Below are 14,166 nucleotides of genomic sequence, written 5' to 3'. Positions count from 1 at the left end.
GGTTCCAGGGCCGGTGCACGCACGGTCCTACGGTTGGCGCGCCCGCGGTTCCAGGGCCGGGGCGCCCGCGGTTGTAGGGTCGGCGCGCACGCACGGTCCTACGGTCGGCGCGCACGCACGGTCCTACGGGCGAGGCACCCGAGGGCCCCGGCCCGGGGTGCCGCGGTATCGTACGACCGCCTACAGCGCCTGCGCCGCCGGCTTCACCATGTTCCGCACCGTGCGGGCCTTGACGAAGTCGCCCATGGCCGTCATCTCCCACTCCCCGGAGAACTGCCGGATGAGCTTGGCCATCATCACGCCCGTCTGCGGCTCGGTGCCCGTGAGGTCGAAGCGGACCAGTTCCTGGTCGGTCGCGGCGTCGACGAGGCGGCAGTACGCCTTGGCCACCTCCGTGAACTTCTGCCCGGAGAAGGAGTTCACGGTGAACACCAGGCCCGTGACCTCCTGCGGAAGGCGTCCGAGGTCGACCACGATGACCTCGTCGTCGCCGGCGCCCTCGCCCGTGAGGTTGTCACCGGAGTGCTTGACGGCGCCGCCGAGGATGGTCAGCTTGCCGAAGTAGCAGCTGTCGATGTGGTTGCGCTGCGGGCCGTAGGCGATCACGGACGCGTCCAGGTCGATGTCCTTCCCGCGGAAGGCGGGCTCCCAGCCGAGGCCCATCTTGACCTGGGACAGCAGCGGACGGCCGCCCTTGACGAGGGAGACGGTCTGGTTCTTCTGGAGGCTGACCCGGCCCTTGTCCAGATTGATCTTCCCGCCGCCGGGAGCCGGTGCGGGCGGCGCCGGAGGCGCGGCGGGCATCGGGGGACCGGCGGGCGCGGCGACCTGTGCCGGAGGCGCGGCGGGCGGGGGCGGGACGGCGGGCTGCGCGGGCGCGGCCGGCTCCTCCACCGTGACCCCGAAGTCGGTGGCGATGCCCGCCAGTCCGTTCGCATACCCCTGGCCGACCGCGCGGGCCTTCCACACGCCGCCTCGCAGGTAGATCTCCACGACCACCAGGGCCGTCTCGGTGCCCAGGCGCGGGGGAGTGAACGTGGCCAGGACGCTGTTGTCGTCCGCGTCGCGGATCGTGGCCGTCGGCTCGATGCCCTGGAAGGTCTGGCCCGCGGCGTCCGGGCTCGCGGTCACGACGATCTTCTCGATGCCCTGGGGGAGCCCACCGGTGTCGACCGTGATCGAGTCGGGGCTCGTGCCGCCGCCCGAGCGGTAGGTCACGCCGGGGCCCGCGGGCTGGTTGTAGAAGATGAAGTCGTCGTCGGAGCGCACCTTGCCGTCGGAGGTGAGCAGCAGGCCCGATACGTCGAGCCGCACCGGGGCGGCGACGTCCACCGTCACGCGGGCGGCGGAGAGAGGGATGTTCGAGCCGGGGGTCATAGCTGTCATGCCTGAGGTAACGAGCGAGGGCGCTTTACCGTTCCCTTACCCGCCGCCGTATGGCCGACGCGGCCGGGCCCCCGGCCCCGATCCCCTACGGCACCACCACGATCTTCCTGCCCACCCCCGCCGCGAACTGCTCCAGCGCCTGCGGGTACCGCTCCAGCGGAAGCCGGTCGCTGATGAACACCCCGGGGTCGAGCACCCCGCCCGCGAACAGTTCGGCCGCCCGCTCGAAGCTGTGCAGCACGGCCATCGAACCGGTGATGGTGATCTCCTGGTTGTAGATGCGGTACGGGTCGATCGTGACCCGCGTCGCGTAGTCGGCGACGCCGAACTGCAGGAACGTGCCCGCCTTCGCCACCCGCCCGAGGCCGTCCTGGATCGCCGCCGCGTTGCCCGTGGCGTCCACCACCAGGTCCCAGCCCTGAGGGCGGTCCAGTTCGTCCGCGCTCGCCGCGGACGCCGTCACGCCCAGCCGCCGCGCCGTCTCAAGGCGCGCCGGGTTCACGTCCACCACGTCCACGCTCGCCGCGCCCGTCCGCTTCGCCAGCTCCAGCATCATCAGGCCCATCGTTCCGGAGCCGTAGATCAGGACGTGCGCGCCCAGACGGGACTGCAGGACGTCGTAGCCCCGGACCGCGCAGGACAGCGGTTCGATCAGCGCCGCGTCCTGGGTGCGGATGTGTTCGGGGAGCTTGACGCAGTTCGCGACCGGGGCCAGCGCGTACTGCGCCGCACCGCCGGCCGTCGTCACACCGATGGCGGCCCACCGCTCACAGAGGTTGTTGTGACCCGTACGGCAGTACCGGCACTCGTGGCAGTACAGGGACGGGTCCACGGCCACCCGGTCGCCGACCGACACCTCGGTGACGCCGGTGCCTACCCCGACCACCTCGCCCGCGAACTCGTGGCCCGGCACGATCGGCAGCGTGGGCGCGAACTCGCCCTGGAGGATGTGCAGATCCGTACCGCACAGACCGCAGGCCGCGACCTCGACGACGACCTCGCGGGCTCCCGGCGTCGGGTCCGGGACCTGGGAGACGACGGCCCGGCCCACGGACTCGATGACGGCGGCCTTCATTTGACGGCTCCCAACGACAGGCCCTGGACCAGCTTGTCCTGGGCGGCGAACCCCGCGGCCAGCACCGGCAGGGAGATGACGAGCGACGCGGCGCACACCTTCGCCAGGAACAGGCCCTGACTGGTGATGAAGGTGGTCAGGAAGACGGGGGCGGTCTCGGCCACCACGCCGGTGAGCACCCGGGCGAACAGCAGTTCATTCCAGCTGAAGATGAAGCAGATCAGCGCGGTGGCGGCGATGCCGGGAAGGGCGATCGGGGCCACCACACGGCCCAGCACCGTGGGCAGCCGGGCGCCGTCGATCTGTGCCGCCTCGATGACCGCGACCGGCACCTCGGACAGGAAGGACTGCATCATCCACACCGCGATCGGCAGGTTCATGGCGGTGTACAGCACGACCAGCGCCCAGACGTTGTCGAGCAGCCCGGCGTCCTTGGCGAAGAGGTAGATCGGCAGCAGGCCCGCCACCGCCGGCAGCATCTTGGTGGACAGGAAGAAGAACAGCACGTCCGTCCACTTCCTCACCGGCCGGATGGACAGCGCGTACGCGGCCGGCAGCGCGAGGAGCAGGGTCAGCGCGGTGGAGGCCACCGACGCCGTCGTCGAGTTGATCAGCGAGGGCCAGGGGCTGGCGCCTGAGTCCAGGCCGAAGAACTCGCGGTAGCTGTCCAGGGTGAGGGAGGCGGTGAGGGAGGGCGGGTTGGTCGCAGCGTCCGTCTCGGAGTGGAAGGACGTCAGGGCCATCCAGGCGATGGGCAGCACGAACAGGATGCCGGCCAGCCAGGCGGCCACCCCGAGGGCGTTGCCCCTGAGCCCGGGGCCGGAGCGGGTCCGTCGCGGTGCGCGCGGACGTGGTGCGGCGGTGGCCGTGGTCGTCATGCGCGGGACGCCTCCTCACGGAACAGGGACGACACGACGCGCAGGGCGAAGGTCGCCAGGGCGATGGAGCCGATGACGACGAGGACGCCGGCCGCGGAGGCGAGACCGTTCTCGTGCGCCTGGTAGAAGGTCTGGTAGACGGTGTAGGGCAGGTTCGCGGTGCCCAGGCCGCCGGAGGTGATGGTGAACACCGCGTCGAAGTTCTGCACGATGTAGATCGAGCCGAGCAGCACGCCCAGTTCGAGGTAGCGGCGCAGATGCGGCAGGGTGATGTGGACGAACACCTGCCAGTCGCCCGCGCCGTCCATCCGGGCCGCCTCGACCAGCTCGGGGTCCCGGCTCTGCAGCCCGGCCAGCAGGATGAGCATCATGAAGGGCGTCCACTGCCACACCAGCGATGCCTCGACCGCCGCCAGCGGCATGTCGGAGATCCAGTCCGGCTGGGGCGCGCGGTCTCCCCCGATCCAGTGCAGGACGCCGTTGAACAGGCCGTACTCGGGGTTGAACAGCACGTGCTTCCACAGCAGGGCGGCCGCGATCGGCACCAGCAGGAAGGGCGCGATGAGCATGGTGCGGACGGCGGCCCGGCCGCGGAAGCGGCGGTCGAGCAGGAGCGCGAGGATCAGCCCGAGCAGCAGGCTGACGAGCACCACGGTGACGGTCAGCAGGACGGTCGTCCACACCGACTTGCGCAGTTCCGGGGTGCTGATGACGTCGGAGTAGTTGGCGAGTCCGGCGAAGTGGCGGTCGTCCGGGTACAGCGCGTTCCAGTCGAAGAACGAGATCACCAGGGTCGCCACGAACGGCAGCTGTGTCACGACGATCATGAAGATCAGCGCTGGCAGCAGAGGGGCCCGCGTGGCCCACGCGCGCATGCGGTTCGGCGGCCGGGCCGCCGGCCGCGCGGAGGCGGCGGCGACCCGGGCGGTGCTGGTGACGGTCATGATCCCTCGTACTTCTTGGCGACGGCCTTCGCGTACTGCTGCGACTTCTTCAGCGCGCTGTCCACGGACTGCCGGCCCGCGATGGCGGAGCTGATCTCCTGGGAGACCTTGGTGCCCAGGTCGGTGAACTCGGGGATGCCCACGAACTGGATGCCCGGCGCGGGGCGCGGCTGCACGCCCGGGTCCGCCGGCTTGGCGCTCGCGATGGCGTCCCGGGTGACGTCGGCGAAGGCGGCCGCCTCCTGGTGGTACTGCGGGATGTCATAGGTCGACGTGCGCTTGCCGGCGGGCACGTTGGCCCAGCCGGCCGTCCTGCCGACGAGCCTCTCGTAGTCCTTGCCGGACGCCCACGAGATGAACTTCCAGGCGTCGTCGGCGTGCTTGGACGCCTTCTGGACGCCCCACGCCCAGGTGTAGAGCCAGCCGGAGCTCTCCGTCTTCTCGACCGGGGCCGGGACGTAGCCGATCTTGCCCTTGACCGGGGACCCGGGGGCCTCCAGCGAGCCGGCGCCGCTCGTGGCGTCGTACCACATCGCCGTCTTGCCCTGCGTCATGTCGTTCAGGCACTCGGCGAAGCCGGACTGCGCGGCGCCCGACTCCCCGTGCTTGCGGACCAGATCGACGTAGAACTGCGTGGCCTGCCGGAACTCCTCGGAGTCCAGCCGGGCCTTCCAGCCCTTGTCGAACCAGGTGCCGCCGAAGGTGTTGACGACCGTGGTCAGCGGCGCCATCACCTCGCCCCAGCCGGGCAGCCCGCGCAGGCAGATGCCCTTCATGCCGGGTTCGGCGCCGTCCGCCTCGGCGGCCAGGCCGGCGACCTGCCGCCAGGTGGGCTTGGCCGGCATGGTCAGGCCCTTCTTCTGGAAGACGTCCTTGCGGTACATCAGGAAGGAGGACTCACCGTAGAAGGGCTCGCCGTAGAGCTTGCCGTCCGCGGCGGTGAGGGCCTGCCGCATGGGCGCGAGGATGTCCTGCTGGTCGAAGGCGGTGTCGCTCTTGACGTACGAGTCGATCGGGTGGAGCCAGCCGTTCTTGGCGTAGATCGGGATCTCGTAGTTGCTGAGCGTGGCGACGTCGTACTGGCCCGCCTGGTTGGCGAAGTCCTGGCTGATCTTGTCTCTGACGTCGTTCTCCGGCAGGACGGTGAAGTTCACCTTGATCCCGGTGTCCTTGGTGAAGTGGCCGGCGGTGAGCTTCTGCAGCTCCACCATCTGGGGGTTGTTCACCATCAGGACGTTGATGGAGTGGGCGGAGGATCCGCCGCCGGCGCCGCCGGCGCCCGAGCAGGCGGCGAGCAGGGGGCTGATCAGCGTTCCTGCGGCGGCCACGGCAAGCAGGGTGCGGGGCGTTCGTCGGCTCTGGGTTCGCATGGGTGCTCCTGGTCGCTCATGGGTGGTCAACGGCGGAGGCCGTCGGATGTCGGCGGTGTGAGGGTGTGCGGGACCGCCGTGCGGCTCGCCGGGGGCGGCGGGCGGACGGTTGGGAGAGGGGTGTGCGGTTGTCCGGAGGGCGGCCGCGGTGTCAGACCCGGATGACCTGCGGCCCCAGTAGCGCGTAGCGGTGAGCCTCGGAGGCCGGCAACAGGGTGCTGGTGACGATGGCCTCCAGGTCGCCGATCTCGGCGAACCGGCAGAAGCTCACCGCCCCGAACTTGGTGTGCACGCCCGCGAAGACCGTGCGGCGCGCCGCACGGAGCGCCTGTGCCTTGACCTCGCTGACCGCCGGGTCGGGCGTGGTCAGCCCGTGTTCGCGGGAGATGCCGTTGGCGCCGATGTAGGCCAGGTCGAGCACGAACCCGGCCAGCATCTTCGTCGTCCAGTGGTCGACGGTGGCCAGCGTGCCGGGCCGCAGCCGTCCGCCCAGCAGCAGGACCGTCGTGTTCTCGGCCTCGGCGAGCGCGCCCGCGGTGGCCAGGGACGCAGTGACCACGGTCAGCGGCTGGTCCCGGGGCAGCGCCTCGGCGATGAGCTGCGGGGTGAACCCCTCGTCCACGAAGACGGTCTCGGCGTCCCCGAGCAGTTCGGCCGCGGCGGTCGCGATCCGGCGCTTCTCGGGTACGTGGCTGGTGGCGCGGAAGGCGAGGGTCGTCTCGAAGCCCGCGCTCTCCACGGGGTAGGCGCCGCCGTGCGTACGGCGGATGAGCCCGTGGTCCTCCAGGGCGCGCAGATCGCGTCGCACGGTCTCCTTGGCGACGCCCAGTTCGGCGGCGAGCGCGGTGACGTCGACCGAGCCGGTGCGGCGGGCGGCCCGCACGATTTCCCGCTGGCGCTCCTCCGCCGTGCTCGCGGCCATGGCCGACACCGCCTTCCCTGTGTGCTGTGCGTGCTGCCCGTTCGGGCCCGGTGGGGCCCATGGGGGAAGTTGTACAGCGGGTGCGCGGCGGTGACCAGGTCTGTTGCAGGCCCGATGGCGCCCGTGTGTGCCCGTTCGGCCCGGGTGGTGCCCGTCTCGGACCTGCGGGGCTGTGGGCCGGGGGGGTGGGATCGGGCACCGCGGATGCCCGAATGCGGCGGCGGGCGGGCCCGTTCGGTGCCCGCCCGCCCGCTTGCGCCGGAATGTCCGCGTCAGTGCGGCCAGATCGGCGGGTCCGTGACGAAGTGGCCGCCCAGGCGCGCGTGGGCCGGGTCGTCCGGCTGGAGGCCGCCCTGCTCGGCGAGGAGCTTGCCGGCGTAGGGCTCGGAGTCGTCCCGCGGTTCGTAGCCGAGCGCCCGGGCGTCGGTCAGGTCCCACCACAGGCGGGTGTTGGCGGAGGAGCCGTAGACGACGGTGTGGCCGACGTTCTCGGCGGTCAGGGCCGCGTGGAAGAGGCGGGCGCCGTCCGCGGGGCTCATCCAGAGGGAGAGCATGCGCACGCTGGTCGGCTCGGGGAAGCAGGAGCCGATGCGCACAGAGACCGTCTCCAGGCCGTGCTTGTCCCAGTAGAGCTGGGCGAGGTCCTCACCGAAGCACTTCGACAAGCCGTAGAAGGTGTCCGGGCGGCGCGGGGTGTCGACCGGGATCAGCGGGTCGTCGCCCTGGGGGCGCGGGGTGTAGCCGACGGCGTGGTTGGAGGAGGCGAACACGATCCGGCGCACGCCCCCCTCGCGAGCGGCCTCGTACAGGTTGTAGGTGCCCTCGATGTTCGCCTTGAGGATCTTGTCGAACGTCGACTCCAGGGAGATGCCCGCCAGGTGGAGGATCGCGTCGACACCGTGCACGGCCTCGCGCAGGGCCTCCCTGTCGGCGAGGTCCGCGGTGATCGCCTCCGGTTCGCCCTCGATCGGCCTGAGGTCCAGCAGCCGCAGGGTGTAGCCGTACCCGGGCAGCAGTCCCCGCATCAGGGTGCCGAGTCCTCCGGCGGCGCCGGTCAGCAGAACGGTACGGGGAGCGGGCATCCGTGGTCTCCTTGAGTTAACGGCCGCATTCGTGTACAGGATTCACATTCATGTACACGCTAGGGAGCGTCCGCGCGGCCCGTCAAGCGGGGGCGGCCTCGGCGTGTTCGGGGTGTGTTCGCCCGTTGTCCTGCGCGTGTGGCCGCTTGACTGCCCCCAGGGTGCCGCTTAGCGTGGGCGAGTTCAGGGATATGGACGCAGATCAGGAACGTGCACTGGTGGCGAGGGCCGGCGGACCGGTGCGCATCCGAGCGCCTGTTCAAGGGAGAGCCCGTGACGTCAGCCACTCTCGCCGCTCGACTCGGCATTCCCAGCGGGCCGCTGTTCTTCCCCGTCACCGCCTACGCGCCCGGCGGCCCGGTCGCCCTCGACGTCTACCGGGCGCATGTGCGCACGGGCGTCGAGGCGGGAGCCGCCGCCGTCTTCGCCTGCTGCGGCACGGGTGAGTTCCACGCGCTCACGCCCGAGGAGTTCCAGGAGTGCGTCCGGACGGCCGTCGAGGCGGCGGACGGACGGGTGCCGGTCGTGGCGGGCACCGGGTACGGGACCGCGCTCGCCGTGCGCTACGCACATCTCGCGCGGGACGCCGGGGCCGACGGGCTGCTGGCCATGCCGCCCTACCTGGTCGTCGCGGGGCAGCAGGGGCTGCTGCGGCACTACCGGGAGCTGGCCGCGGCGGCCTCGCTGCCGATCGTCGTCTACCAGCGCGACAACGCCGTGTTCACCCCGGGGACGGTGGCCGCACTGGCCCGCACGGACGGCGTCATCGGCTTCAAGGACGGGCTCGGCGACCTGGACCTGATGCAGCGGATCGTGAGCACCGTACGCACCGAGGTCCAGGGCGAGTTCCTCTACTTCAACGGGCTGCCGACAGCCGAGCAGACCCAGCTCGCCTACCGCGGCATCGGCATCACGCTGTACTCGTCCGCCGTGTTCTGCTTCGCCCCCGAGATCGCCCTCGCCTTCCACAAGGCACTGGCCTCCGGCGACGACACCACCGCCCACCGGCTCCTCGACGGCTTCTACCGCCCGTTCGTCGAACTGCGCGCCCAGGGCCGCGGCTACGCGGTCTCCCTCGTCAAGGCGGGCGTCCGGCTGCGCGGCCTCGACGTCGGCGAGGTGCGTCCGCCGCTGCACGAGCCGGCCGAGGACCACGTCACACAGCTCGCCCGGCTCATCGACCGCGGACGGACGCTGCTGCGGGAGGGCATGTGAGGGCCTCTGCATTCCTCTACCCCTGGGACGTCAACGGGGACCCGGAGGCGGCCGACCGCATCGCCGCGCTGGGCGTGCACCAGGTGACGCTGGCGTCCGCCTACCACTCCACCCGCGCGCTGACCCCCCGGCATCCCCGGCACCGCGTCGTCACAGCCCGCCACGCGGCCGTGCTCTACCCGGCGGATCCGCGCTGGGAGGGCCGGGCCCTGCGCCCCCACGCCGCCGGGGACTGGGCCCCCGGCGACGCGTTCGGTGAGGCCGCCGAGGTGCTCGCCGGCGCCGGGGTCGACGTGCACAGCTGGGTGGTGCTGGCGCACGACTCCCGCCTCGGCGAGGAACATCCGCAGACCTCCGTGGTCAACGCCTACGGCGACCGCTACCCCTGGGCGCCGTGCATCGCGCAGCCCGCCACACGCGCCTACCTCGTGGACCTCGCGGCCGAGGCGGCCGGGCGGCCGGGCGCGCGCGGCACCGAACTGGAGTCGCTCGGCTGGTACGGGCTCGCGCATCTGCACGCCCACGACAAGACGGGCGGGGTGACGCTCGGGGACGCCGGGCAGTACCTCATGTCGCTGTGCTTCTGCGCGAGCTGCCGCCGGGGGTACGGGGAGCAGGGCCTGGATGCCGGGGAGCCGGCGGCGGCGGTACGGGCCGCGCTGGAGCCGGTGTGGCGCGGCGCGCCCTCCGGCGGAGGCTGGCCGGGCGTCGAGAAGCTGCTCGGCGGGTTCATGGCGGCCGCCACGCGCGCCTGGCGCGAGCGCACCGCCCGCACCCTCCAGGAGGCGGCGGTGGCCGCGGTCCGCGCGGCCGCGCCCGGCGACGGCTTCCAGGTCCTGCTGCACGCGGATCCGGTGTCGTACCACTGCGGGGCGAACGCGGGCGTCGACCCCGGGCACATCCTGTCCGTCGCCGACGGAGTGGTGGTGCCCTGCACCGGCGGCGCGGGCCTGCTGACGCCGTTCGCGCGGCACGCCCGGCGGGAGACCGTCCTCGCGGCCAACTTCACCGTCGTCTCCGGAATGGGCGGCAGCCCGGGGACGCTGGCCGCGGACGCGGAGGGCGCCGCCGCGCTCGGCGCCACGGAACTGCGGCTCTACCACGTCGGGTTGGCGTCCGACGGCGACCTGGAGGCGGTGCGGGAGGCCCTCGTGGGCCGGTGAAGCAGCGGGGTCACCGCCACCGGCAGGAGCAGACCCACCACCACCAGGACCACCCGGTGGCCGATCGCCTCCACCACTGCCGCGCCCACGGCCAGACCGATCGCGTTCGGCGCGTACAGCAGCGTGCCCGCCGTGGCGGCCGCGCGGCCCAGCAGCGGCCCCGGCGTCTCCCGCTGCACCGCGGTGTACGCCGCGATCAGCACACAGGGCAGCCCCAGGCCGATCGCCGCACCGCACACGAGCGCCACCGGATCGGACGGGATCGCGCGCAGCGCCACGGCAGCGGCCGTGAGGGCGATGCCGCACGCCGCGAACCGGCGCTCGCCCAGGCGGCGCAGGGCGGAGCCCGAGAGCGCCCCGACCGCCACCGACCCGGCGCCCTGGACGGCGGCGAGCACCCCGGCGTAGGCGGGGGAGTGCCCGAGGCCGTCGACGACGGCGTAGACCATCGCGCCGTTGACTCCCGCGGCGAGCATCGTGATGCCGCCCGCCAGGACCAGGGGCCGCAGCCGCGGATGCGCCCACAGGTGACGCGCGCCCTCGGCCGTCCCCGCGCGCCATCCGGCGGTGGGCCGCTCCGGCCTGCTCTCACGGACCCGCAGACCCGCGTACAGGGCGGTGGCGATCACGAACGTGGCCGCGTCCAGGAGTGCCACGGCCGGGCCGCCGTACGCCGCGTACAGGCCCGCGCCCGCCAGCGGGGCCAGGAGCTTCGTGCCCTCGGTGGCGGTCATCCGCAGGCCGTTGACGTCACCGAGCAGCGAGCCGTCGACGGCGGTGGCCATCAGCGCCGACTCGGCCGCGTCGTGCACGACGCCGGCCGCCCCGTACAGGAACAGGACCGCGTACAGCAGCCACAGCCGGTCCCGGGAGCCGACGGCGCAGAGGGCGGGCAGGAGGACCGCCAGGGCCAGGTTCACCGCGATCAGCAGCGGCTTGCGGCGCACGCGGTCGGCGATCGTGCCCAGCGCGGGCGCGATCAGGGTCGGCGCCCACATGGCGAGCAGGCACAGCGCGGCCAGCCCGTCCGAGCCCGTGAGCTCCTTGACCCACACCCCGGCCGCCAGCCACAGCGCCGACGTCCCCAGCCCCGACACCAGCACCCCGGCCAGGTAGAGCCCCGCGTTGCGGTCGCGCAGGACGCGCGCCCCGGTCCATGTCCTCGTCATGCCCGGTCATCGTGGTGCTAAGGCCCCGCCCCCGTGATGAGGCGGATGCCCTAAAAGGCCACTGGCCTGCCTCCCCGCAGGCACACGACGATGAGTTCCGCGGTCGCCGTCGGTCCGCCCTTCGAGGGACGATGCTGGAGGAGAAGCGGTGACCGACACCGCACTCGACCTGGGACCGCAGTCACGGGTCGTCGCCCGGCTCGCGGCCGGGGTGTGCGACGAGCAGCCGGCGGACGTGACGGCCCGCCCCGGGCGCCCGGTGCGCACCCTGCTGGGCCATCTGCCCGGGCTCGCCGCCGTGTTCCGGGACGCCGGGCGCAAGGCCCTGTGCCGGGCGGACGCCGCCGAACGCTCCCTCGCCAACCGGGAGTTCCACCGCGCCCTGTATCTGCCGTGCGGCAACCCGCTGCTCGGCCGGATGCTCGACGAGGTGCGCGACCGGGCCGCGCTCGTCTCCGCCGTCGCCTGGGCCGCCGAGCCCTCCTGGGAGCGGGAGGCCGCCGAGCACCGGGAGATCCTGCGGCTCGCCCTGGAGGGCGAGGCCGACGGCGCGGCGAGCGCCCTGCACACCCACATCGCCTCGTTCGTGCAGCGGGCCTTTCCCGCGTCCGGGCACCGGGGAGAGGACGGCCGGGCATGACCGCGACGTCCGAGGACCTGCGGGCGGCCCTGGCCGGTGTGGTGGCGATCCCGGTGACCCCGTTCGCCGAGGACGGCACCGTGGACCGGGCCGCCCACCGGGCCCTGCTGCGACGGCTGTTCGACGCCGGGATCACGACCCTGACGCCCAACGGCAACACCGGTGAGTTCTGCGCCCTCACCCCCGACGAGCGGCGCCTGGTCACCGAGCTGACCATCGAGGAGGCGGGAGAGCGGGCCGCGATCCTCGTCGCTCTGGGGCACGACGTGCCCACCGCCGTCGCCCCGGCCCGGTAGGCCCACGACCTGGGCGTACGTCGGTGTGCCCGCGGCGAGCGTCCAGTCCGAGTACGACACCGCCATCCAGGGCGGCGGCCTGCCGGACGTCGGAGGCGTGACCACCGCGATGCTCGCCGAGATCGCCGCGCAGAACGCCCTGGAGCCGCTCGACGGCCGGATCGGGAACAGCCCGCCGAAGGGCAGGCTCAACCAGAAGTTCCTCGACAGCGTCAAGGCCGCGGGCGGCAGCGACACCACGTACATGGTGCCGACCTCCGCCAACAACGGCACGCTGTGGTACCGCACGGACCTGTTCAAGGCGGCCGGCCTCGACGCGCCGGCGACCTGGTCGACCTTCTACGAGGCCGCCGGCAGGCTCACCGACAAGGGCAGGAACCGCTTCGGGTTCACCATCCGCGGCGGCGAGGGGCCGATCGCGCCGGCCCTGGACGCCATGTACGGACAGAGCGGGATCACCTCGTTCCGGAACGGTGACAAGACCACGGTCAACGACCCGAAGAACGTGGCCGCGCTGGAGAAGTACGTCGCCCTCTACAAGACGGACACCCCGTCCGCCGACGTCAACAACGACTTCACCAAGATGGTCGCCCAGTGGGACAGCGGCACCGTCGGCATGCTGAGCCACAACCTGGGCTCCTACGAGGACCGCCTGAAGGCGCTGGACGCGCACAGGTTCAGGGGTCTTGCGAACCCGACGCTCGACGACGGCACACGGGTGCAGGTCTCCAACACCGTCGACGGGCTCGCCCTGTTCAAGTCGGGCAGGAACAAGGCGGCGGCCTGGAAGTTCATCGAGTTCGCCGCCTCCCACGCGTCCAACAGCAAGTGGAACGAGGCCGCGGGCCAGGTGCCGGCGAACACCGAGGCCGCGCAGGACGACTGGGTGCGGAGGTCGGAGCCGACCAGGCTCGCGGCCGAGGCGCTGAACGGCACCAGCACGAAGATCGTGCAACTGCCGTACCACCTGCCCGACTGGGACACCATCTCCAAGGCCGACAACGAGCCGAACTTCCAGAAGGTGCTGCTCGTCCGCCCGGCGACTGGACGCCGCCGTGCGCGGCGCGGTCGCAGGCGGTGCCGCGAGCCGCTCCGGACGGCCGTGCGCGGGCCCGTGGCCGGGGCGAGAAGGTATCGATCGGGCAACGGGCCTCGCGCTCGCGGCGCGACGCGCGTAGAAAACCTGTCATGCATAAGCCACTTCGCATCGCGGCCCTCGCCGCCGCCTGTGCCGTCGCCGGCGGGGCCCTCTACGGCGCCGGCGCGGCCACCGCCGGTCAGTCGACGGCGAACTCCACCCACGAGCCCTACAACATCGGGCTCCTGGTCAAGGACATCGACACCTACTACGGCACCACGCTCGACGGCGACGGCGTGTACCAGGCGTCGCCGGACAGCCCCTACGCCCAGGACCTGGCGGGTGTCGACGCCGCCGCCCGGCGCTACATCGACAGGGCGGCCCGCAAGGCGCACCACCGGGGCGAGAAGCCGGCCGTCGTCTTCGACATCGACGACACCCTGCTCCTCAGCCTCGACTACGAGAAGCGTTACCACTACACCTACAACCCGACGACCTGGGCCGACTACGTCAACAAGGCGGACCGCCCGGCCGTCTTCGGCACCCCCGAACTCGTGCGGTACGCCGAGAAGAAGGGCGTCGAGGTCTTCTACAACTCGGGCCTGAGCGAGGCGCAGCGCTCCGCCGCCGTGGAGAACCTGAAGAAGATCGGCGTCGACGTGAACCTCGACGCCGGCCACATGTTCCTCAAGGACAAGGCCGACCCGCCGGCCTACCTGGACGAGTGCGCCACGCCGGACACCTGGACCTGCACCACCGTCCAGTACAAGTCCGCCACCCGCCGGCACATCGAGGACGACCTCGGGTACGACATCATCGCCAACTTCGGCGACCAGTACTCGGACCTCGACGGGGGCTACGCCGACAAGACGTACAAGCTCCCCAACCCGACCTACTTCGTGAAGTAGCCGAACCGTGCCGCCGGCCCCGGGTTCCCCGCGGCCGGCG

General features: G+C 72.2%; 12 protein-coding genes and 2 pseudogenes. 6 read left to right on the top strand and 8 right to left on the bottom strand.

Going from position 1 to position 14,166, the window contains the following annotated elements; genetic code table 11:
- Positions 1 to 180 precede the first annotated feature (180 nt).
- From ACFSL4_RS16725 to ACFSL4_RS16695, 7 genes are all read right to left on the bottom strand, one after another.
- On the bottom strand, positions 181 to 1,377 hold the full coding sequence (locus ACFSL4_RS16725) for a TerD family protein (RefSeq protein WP_381083421.1): 1,197 nt from the start codon (positions 1,375 to 1,377) through the stop codon (positions 181 to 183).
- A 94-nt stretch (positions 1,378 to 1,471) separates the two neighbouring features.
- Positions 1,472 to 2,461, bottom strand: coding sequence for a zinc-dependent alcohol dehydrogenase family protein (locus ACFSL4_RS16720; protein WP_381083261.1), 990 nt, complete (start codon positions 2,459 to 2,461; stop codon positions 1,472 to 1,474).
- On the bottom strand, positions 2,458 to 3,339 hold the full coding sequence (locus tag ACFSL4_RS16715; protein WP_381083259.1) for a carbohydrate ABC transporter permease: 882 nt from the start codon (positions 3,337 to 3,339) through the stop codon (positions 2,458 to 2,460). The genes ACFSL4_RS16720 and ACFSL4_RS16715 overlap by 4 nt, the downstream gene beginning before the upstream one ends.
- A complete protein-coding gene (locus ACFSL4_RS16710) occupies positions 3,336 to 4,283 on the bottom strand; it encodes a carbohydrate ABC transporter permease (RefSeq protein WP_381083257.1) in 948 nt (315 codons plus the stop codon). Before ACFSL4_RS16710 ends, ACFSL4_RS16715 begins: the two co-directional genes overlap by 4 nt.
- Positions 4,280 to 5,653, bottom strand: coding sequence for an ABC transporter substrate-binding protein (locus tag ACFSL4_RS16705; RefSeq protein ID WP_381083255.1), 1,374 nt, complete (start codon positions 5,651 to 5,653; stop codon positions 4,280 to 4,282). Before ACFSL4_RS16705 ends, ACFSL4_RS16710 begins: the two co-directional genes overlap by 4 nt.
- A 151-nt stretch (positions 5,654 to 5,804) precedes the next feature.
- Complete coding sequence (locus ACFSL4_RS16700; RefSeq protein ID WP_381083253.1) at positions 5,805 to 6,575, bottom strand: DeoR/GlpR family DNA-binding transcription regulator; 771 nt, start codon at positions 6,573 to 6,575, stop codon at positions 5,805 to 5,807.
- A gap of 272 nt (positions 6,576 to 6,847) precedes the next feature.
- Positions 6,848 to 7,657 carry an NAD-dependent epimerase/dehydratase family protein gene (locus ACFSL4_RS16695; protein ID WP_381083251.1) on the bottom strand — a complete coding sequence of 270 codons (810 nt, stop codon included), beginning with the start codon at positions 7,655 to 7,657 and terminating at the stop codon, positions 6,848 to 6,850.
- Positions 7,658 to 7,930: 273 nt separating this feature from the next.
- Between ACFSL4_RS16695 and ACFSL4_RS16690 the strand changes: the two genes are divergently transcribed.
- Both ACFSL4_RS16690 and ACFSL4_RS16685 read left to right on the top strand, forming a co-directional pair.
- The gene (locus tag ACFSL4_RS16690) at positions 7,931 to 8,872 is read left to right on the top strand and encodes a 5-dehydro-4-deoxyglucarate dehydratase (protein ID WP_381083249.1); all 942 of its coding nucleotides are present in this window, start codon (positions 7,931 to 7,933) and stop codon (positions 8,870 to 8,872) included.
- Entirely contained in the window at positions 8,869 to 10,035 is a 1,167-nt protein-coding gene (locus tag ACFSL4_RS16685) for a hypothetical protein (protein ID WP_381083247.1), read from the top strand. Before ACFSL4_RS16690 ends, ACFSL4_RS16685 begins: the two co-directional genes overlap by 4 nt.
- Here ACFSL4_RS16685 and ACFSL4_RS16680 read toward each other — a convergent pair.
- Entirely contained in the window at positions 9,969 to 11,204 is a 1,236-nt protein-coding gene (locus tag ACFSL4_RS16680; protein WP_381083245.1) for an MFS transporter, read from the bottom strand. The two genes, ACFSL4_RS16685 and ACFSL4_RS16680, sit on opposite strands and share 67 nt — an antisense overlap.
- A 148-nt stretch (positions 11,205 to 11,352) precedes the next feature.
- Here ACFSL4_RS16680 and ACFSL4_RS16675 point away from each other — a divergent pair, with 148 nt between their 5' ends.
- The 4 genes and pseudogenes from ACFSL4_RS16675 to ACFSL4_RS16660 all read left to right on the top strand — a co-directional run bounded on the left by ACFSL4_RS16675 (position 11,353) and on the right by ACFSL4_RS16660 (position 14,126).
- Positions 11,353 to 11,844, top strand: a complete 492-nt coding sequence (locus tag ACFSL4_RS16675; protein WP_381083243.1) for an FCD domain-containing protein — start codon at positions 11,353 to 11,355, stop codon at positions 11,842 to 11,844.
- Positions 11,841 to 12,137, top strand: a pseudogene (locus ACFSL4_RS16670) (dihydrodipicolinate synthase family protein); the annotation flags it as partial. The gene ACFSL4_RS16675 and the pseudogene ACFSL4_RS16670, both read left to right, overlap by 4 nt.
- A gap of 19 nt (positions 12,138 to 12,156) precedes the next feature.
- Positions 12,157 to 13,170, top strand: a pseudogene (locus ACFSL4_RS16665) (extracellular solute-binding protein); the annotation flags it as partial.
- A gap of 158 nt (positions 13,171 to 13,328) precedes the next feature.
- Positions 13,329 to 14,126 (top strand): HAD family acid phosphatase, encoded by a 798-nt coding sequence (locus ACFSL4_RS16660; protein WP_381083241.1) that lies wholly within the window; start codon positions 13,329 to 13,331, stop codon positions 14,124 to 14,126.
- Positions 14,127 to 14,166 lie beyond the last annotated feature (40 nt).

Source organism: Streptomyces caeni, assembly GCF_042678285.1.
Taxonomy (GTDB): domain Bacteria; phylum Actinomycetota; class Actinomycetes; order Streptomycetales; family Streptomycetaceae; genus Streptomyces; species Streptomyces caeni.
This window is presented reverse-complemented; position numbering and strand designations above follow the sequence as displayed.

Excerpts from the sequence above, each read along its gene's own strand:
- ACFSL4_RS16695 (WP_381083251.1), bottom strand. The coding sequence starts at position 7,657 with ATGCCCGCTCCCCGTACCGTTCTGCTGACCGGCGCCGCCGGAGGACTC.
- ACFSL4_RS16720 (WP_381083261.1), bottom strand. The coding sequence starts at position 2,461 with ATGAAGGCCGCCGTCATCGAGTCCGTGGGCCGGGCCGTCGTCTCCCAG.
- ACFSL4_RS16710 (WP_381083257.1), bottom strand. The coding sequence starts at position 4,283 with ATGACCGTCACCAGCACCGCCCGGGTCGCCGCCGCCTCCGCGCGGCCG.
- ACFSL4_RS16725 (WP_381083421.1), bottom strand. The coding sequence starts at position 1,377 with ATGACCCCCGGCTCGAACATCCCTCTCTCCGCCGCCCGCGTGACGGTG.
- ACFSL4_RS16680 (WP_381083245.1), bottom strand. The coding sequence starts at position 11,204 with ATGACGAGGACATGGACCGGGGCGCGCGTCCTGCGCGACCGCAACGCG.
- ACFSL4_RS16700 (WP_381083253.1), bottom strand. The coding sequence starts at position 6,575 with ATGGCCGCGAGCACGGCGGAGGAGCGCCAGCGGGAAATCGTGCGGGCC.
- ACFSL4_RS16715 (WP_381083259.1), bottom strand. The coding sequence starts at position 3,339 with ATGACGACCACGGCCACCGCCGCACCACGTCCGCGCGCACCGCGACGG.
- ACFSL4_RS16705 (WP_381083255.1), bottom strand. The coding sequence starts at position 5,653 with ATGCGAACCCAGAGCCGACGAACGCCCCGCACCCTGCTTGCCGTGGCC.
- ACFSL4_RS16660 (WP_381083241.1), top strand. The coding sequence starts at position 13,329 with ATGCATAAGCCACTTCGCATCGCGGCCCTCGCCGCCGCCTGTGCCGTC.